We start from the raw sequence: 604 nt of genomic DNA on the forward strand, positions 1-604 counted from the left end.
CCTCGCCGAGGTGCTCCAGCGCGTGGTGGAAGCGGACGGTGCGGCGGATGTGGTCGGTCCAGTAGGCGGGATCCGTCCACTCCACGGACACCGGGCCGCCGGTCACGGTGGAGACGACGGGGATGCGCGGCTCGCTGTAGGTCAGGGTGCGGGCCACCGCGTGGAAGTCCTCCAGCACCGGTTCCATCAGCGGCGAGTGGAACGCGTGACTGACCGTCAGCCGCTTGGTCTTGCGCCCGAGTTCACGGAAGTGCGCGGCCACTTCCTCCACGGCCACCTCGTCACCGGCGACGACCATCGCGTCGGCCGCGTTCACCACGGCCAGGCCGGCGCTGGGCAGATCCGCCAGCCGTTCGGTGACCTCCGCCTCGCTCGCCTGCACCGCGACCATCGCACCACCGGCCGGAAGCCCCTGCATCAGCCTCGCCCGCGCCGCGATCAACGCCGCCGCGTCCTCAAGCGACAACACCCCCGACACATGCGCCGCCGCCACCTCACCGATGGAATGCCCCACCAGCACCGCGGGCCGCACACCCCAGTGCTCGTACAGCCGGAACAGACCCACCTGCAACGCGAACAACGCCGTCTGCGTGTACAGCGTCCG

At 70.9% G+C, this 604-nt stretch carries 1 protein-coding gene; it reads right to left on the reverse strand.

Going from position 1 to position 604, the window contains the following annotated elements:
* A partial coding sequence (locus ADK65_RS36550; protein ID WP_159038875.1) for an acyltransferase domain-containing protein occupies window positions 1-604 on the reverse strand: 604 nt, incomplete at both ends.

Origin of the sequence: Streptomyces sp. NRRL B-1140 (assembly GCF_001280065.1) — a bacterium.
Taxonomy (GTDB): Bacteria; Actinomycetota; Actinomycetes; order Streptomycetales; family Streptomycetaceae; genus Streptomyces.